Origin of the sequence: Bacillus sp. AFS001701, assembly GCF_002559405.1 — a bacterium.
Taxonomy (GTDB): Bacteria; Bacillota; Bacilli; order Bacillales; family Bacillaceae_G; genus Gottfriedia.
The window spans coordinates 1-4,116 of sequence record NZ_NTZO01000609.1; the positions used below are offsets into that span (position 1 = coordinate 1).

At 32.1% G+C, this 4,116-nt stretch carries 5 protein-coding genes; all 5 read left to right on the plus strand.

Annotated elements, in window-relative coordinates; genetic code table 11:
* Nucleotides 1-146 precede the first annotated feature (146 nt).
* On the plus strand, nucleotides 147-821 hold the full coding sequence (locus CN514_RS23985) for an ankyrin repeat domain-containing protein (RefSeq protein ID WP_098234723.1): 675 nt from the start codon (nucleotides 147-149) through the stop codon (nucleotides 819-821).
* A gap of 75 nt (nucleotides 822-896) precedes the next feature.
* Complete coding sequence (locus CN514_RS23990; RefSeq protein WP_098234724.1) at nucleotides 897-1,868, plus strand: DUF4822 domain-containing protein; 972 nt, start codon at nucleotides 897-899, stop codon at nucleotides 1,866-1,868.
* 318 nt (nucleotides 1,869-2,186) lie between these two features.
* The gene (locus tag CN514_RS26020) at nucleotides 2,187-2,327 is read left to right on the plus strand and encodes a hypothetical protein (RefSeq protein ID WP_176526058.1); all 141 of its coding nucleotides are present in this window, start codon (nucleotides 2,187-2,189) and stop codon (nucleotides 2,325-2,327) included.
* 150 nt (nucleotides 2,328-2,477) lie between these two features.
* A complete protein-coding gene (locus CN514_RS24000) occupies nucleotides 2,478-3,233 on the plus strand; it encodes an SIMPL domain-containing protein (protein ID WP_098234726.1) in 756 nt (251 codons plus the stop codon).
* 426 nt (nucleotides 3,234-3,659) lie between these two features.
* A partial coding sequence (locus CN514_RS24005; RefSeq protein ID WP_286141817.1) for an RNA-guided endonuclease InsQ/TnpB family protein occupies nucleotides 3,660-4,116 on the plus strand: 457 nt, incomplete at its 3' end.

The following is a 4,116-nucleotide window of genomic DNA, read 5'->3' on the forward strand; positions in this document are numbered from 1 at the left end:
GTTTAGAAGGAGTTTTCATTTAAGGCTTAACATAGATTTCAGACGAACAATGGTCTAACTTATGAAAAAGATTGGAGGAAAATTTCCCAGGAATAGAATGATATTTTCATGTTGATTTGTAATGGAAAAGGAGGCTGTTGTACCTTATGTGGAAGTTACTTGCAGTAATAACCAGCTGCATACTTTTGCTAAATGGATGTGCCTCATTTGCTAAGGGGGAAGAAAAAGTGAGCGAACAGTTATTTCAAGCAGCTAAACGTGGAGAAACGGATCTCGTTAAGAAGTTGATTGAGAATGGTGCGGATATGAATGCACAGAATTCTAATGGACAAACTGCCACAATGATTGCAACTTATCATCATGATTTCAAAACTGTAAAAGTACTGATTGATGCAGGTGCAGATGTCAATATTCGAGATCTTATGAAAAACAATCCCTTTTTATATGCTGGTGCTGAAGGTTTTATTGATATTCTAAAACTTTCTATAAAAGCTGGATCTGATCCAACAATTACGAACCGATATGGTGGAACAGCATTGATTCCCGCTTCAGAACATGGATATGTAGATGTGGTCAATGAACTTCTTAATTATACCGAGATTGATGTTAATCATGTTAATAATTTAGGATGGACGGCTCTTTTGGAAGCAATTATGTTGAACGATGGAAGTGAAAAACAACAGCAAACAGTACAATTGCTTATTGATCATGGAGCAGATGTTAATTTGTCTGATCATGAAAATGTTAGCCCTTTACAGCATGCACGTGAGAGAGGTTTTAAAGAGATTGAAGAGATTTTGCTAAAAGCAGGTGCTAAATAATTAAAGTTCATGACCAATTGAAAGAATAATTGGAGATTATATAAATAACGATAACAATTTGAGGAGACAATTAAAATGATTAAAAAAACAAAAACAATTTCATCAATATTACTAGTAGTATCTCTAGTAGTAACAGGTTTTAATACTGCTGCTAACGCTCAAGTAGAGCATCCTAAACAAAAGCAAGAAAGAGTATACAAAGCTCCAAAAAAGGTAAAGAACAAGTTAACAAAAGGCCAGGTAATGGCTAATATTTTAAGTAGTACAAACTGGCAAGGTACTAGAGTGTATGATAAAAATCATCATGACTTAACAAAAGAAAATGCAAATTTTATTGGTCTAGCTAAATATGATGCAAAATCGGGCAGATACGAATTTTTTGATGCAAAAACAGGTCAAAGTCGTGGTGATAAAGGAACATTCTTTATTACAAATGATGGTAAAAAACGAATTTTAATTTCTGAATCAATGAATTACCAAGCTGTAGTCGATATGACAAAACTTAATAAAAACGTATTTACTTATAAAAGAATGGGGAAAGATGCAAACGGTAATGATGTAGAAGTATATGTTGAACATGTTCCTTATAAAGAAAAACAGCTTTCTTTTACAGATCCTGATAAAAAATTAGATGCTAAAACAGGCGAGATTGTAAAAAACGTTGATGGTGATAAAATATTAGGTCGAACACTTTGGAATGGTACAAAAGTACTGGATGAACAAGGGAATGACGTAACGAAATATAATACGAATTTTATTAGCCTTGCAAAATTTGATGGATACTCTAATAAATATGAGTTTTTTAATCTTGAAACAGGTAAAAGCCGTGGTGACTATGGATATTTCGATATTGCCCACGAAAATAAAATTAGAGCACATGTTTCAATCGGAACAAATAAGTATGGTGCCGTTCTTGAATTGACCGAGCTTAATAAAAATAAATTTACTTATAAAAGAACAGGTAAAGATAAAGATGGTAAGGATATAACTGTATTTGTTGAGCATGTACCTTATAAAGGTGATTATAAACCAATGTTTAGTTTTTAATAAACGTAAAAAAGGATGGAGAAATCCATCCTTTTTTTATGTATATATCATTTTCAAATACTAGATTTTTTAAGTTAACTTCAAAATTACCCCAATACAATTTAGTATCTAAATACTTGATTTCGAAGGTATTCATACCTAGGATTAGCCAAATAATTAGTATTTTTAGCAATCTTTTTTAGATGGAAATAGTAGAATTCCCCCAATAGTATTGAAAGTTATTATCTTGTTTAATTAAAATGTGGGCTGATTTTCACATGTTTAAATCGAAATATTATCTGACAACTTCCAATCTATCATTTAAAAAGGGGAATTCAAATGGAAAACAATTCAACATATAACAATGGTAGTGTACCAGAATATGAAGTACCAATAGATATTGGAAATCAAAAAGACTATGATGATCTCTTGGATGAAGAAGAATTAAAAATAAACGAAGAGAGAAAACATCATTGTTAATCCGTATATAATTGAGTAAATTTAAATTGCAAAAGCTTGTAGACAGTGGGATTTTCCCGAAGTTTACAAGCTTTTTTGATTAGACTTATAAAAATAGTCGAACTAATCACAGAAAAACCCCTCAATACATACAATAAAGGCACAAATACAATGTTTTTCATCTTAAAGGATGTGAGGAAAATTTATCCATTTAATAATTATAACTTAACAGGTATGCGATATAATTATTCAACCCCTCAATATCAAAATGATTTCCAAACACGCAATATGAATACGAATTATACGATTAAAGCAACTGGAAAAGGCGAAGTATCAGTAAAGCCCGACCAATCGTTTGTACTATTAGGATCAGTAGTAGAAGATATGAAAGTACAAACGGCTCAAACAGAGATTGCAATCATTTCGAATAAGATTATAGAAGCATTAAAAGGGATAGGAATTAAACAAGACGAAATTGAAACGAATTCATATACAATCGATCGAATAGTTGATTACCAAGATTCACAGCAAATTTTTAAGGGATATCGGGTGAGTCATATTTTTAAAGTAATCGTGAAGGATCTTGCAAATGTTGGGAAAGTGATTGACGTTGCAGTTGAAAATGGAGCAAATGAAGTACGAAATCTTACATTCGAAGTAGCAAATCCCGAACCGTATTACGGAGAGGCACTACAAAAGGCTACTTTAAATGCAAAAATGAATGCAGAAAACATCGCGAAATCCCTAGGGTTATCGATTAATAACATACCAATTTGGATGGCTGAAGAAGGAATTCAAGTTGTACGCCCAATGTCATCATTAACAATGACTGCAGCAGCATTTAGCGGTCCAACTACGCCAATTCAAGAGGGGCAAATTAAAATAACTGCTTCAGTGCAGGCAATGTTTAACTATGTAAGTTATTAAATGTTTAAAATTCGAATTAGACAGAAATATATAATATTAACAAGTTGATTGTTTATTTAAACAGATGGAGATATAATAAATTCGGATGATATGGAAGCATGATAATGTATTTGTTATTGATCTATTAAATTCATTTAACTTAAATTGGATTGGTATTTTAGTAAATTTTTTTACTAATTAACTATTCCACCAAGAAGACAATAAGCCTTTGAATCGGCTAATTGTCTTCCTGGTGGAATTTTTTTTTTCAAAAAAGTGGGAAGTGAAGTGATTTTGTGAGAAATGTGATTGAAACTAAGATAATATTCCTTGTCTTTAGTAAATAGCTTAAAGAAGACTGTACAAAGATAAAGCTATAACATTTAAAAAAATGAAATTGAGGCGAATAAGAAACAAACGGAAATATTGCCCGTTGTCGGAAACAAAATGAAACTACCTAAACTTGGCCTTGTTCGTTTTGCTAAAAGTCGCGAAGTACATGGTCGTGTTTTAAATGGGACCGTAAGACGAACTCCGAGTGATAAATACTTTGTATCCATTCTTGTAGAAGTAGACGTACTACCACTGGAGAAAGCTGAATCATCGATTGGTATCGACTTAGGCATCACTGATTTTGCCATTTTTACTGACGGAAGCAAAATTGACAACAATAAATTTACTGCCAAAATGAAAAAAGAAACAAAACGTGAACAACGAAAACTTTCGAGTCGTGCGTTACATGCTAACAAGAATGGGATTAACCTTTTAGATGCAAAAAACTATCAGAAACAAAAACAAAAAGTCTCTAGATTACACGAAAGAGTAATGAATCAACGTGATGATTTCCTTAACAAGTTGAGTACAGAAATAATCAAAAACCACGTTCTAATCTGTATCGAAAACC

Excerpts from the sequence above, each read along its gene's own strand:
- CN514_RS23985 (WP_098234723.1), top strand. The coding sequence starts at position 147 with ATGTGGAAGTTACTTGCAGTAATAACCAGCTGCATACTTTTGCTAAAT.
- CN514_RS23990 (WP_098234724.1), top strand. The coding sequence starts at position 897 with ATGATTAAAAAAACAAAAACAATTTCATCAATATTACTAGTAGTATCT.
- CN514_RS26020 (WP_176526058.1), top strand. The coding sequence starts at position 2,187 with ATGGAAAACAATTCAACATATAACAATGGTAGTGTACCAGAATATGAA.
- CN514_RS24000 (WP_098234726.1), top strand. The coding sequence starts at position 2,478 with ATGTTTTTCATCTTAAAGGATGTGAGGAAAATTTATCCATTTAATAAT.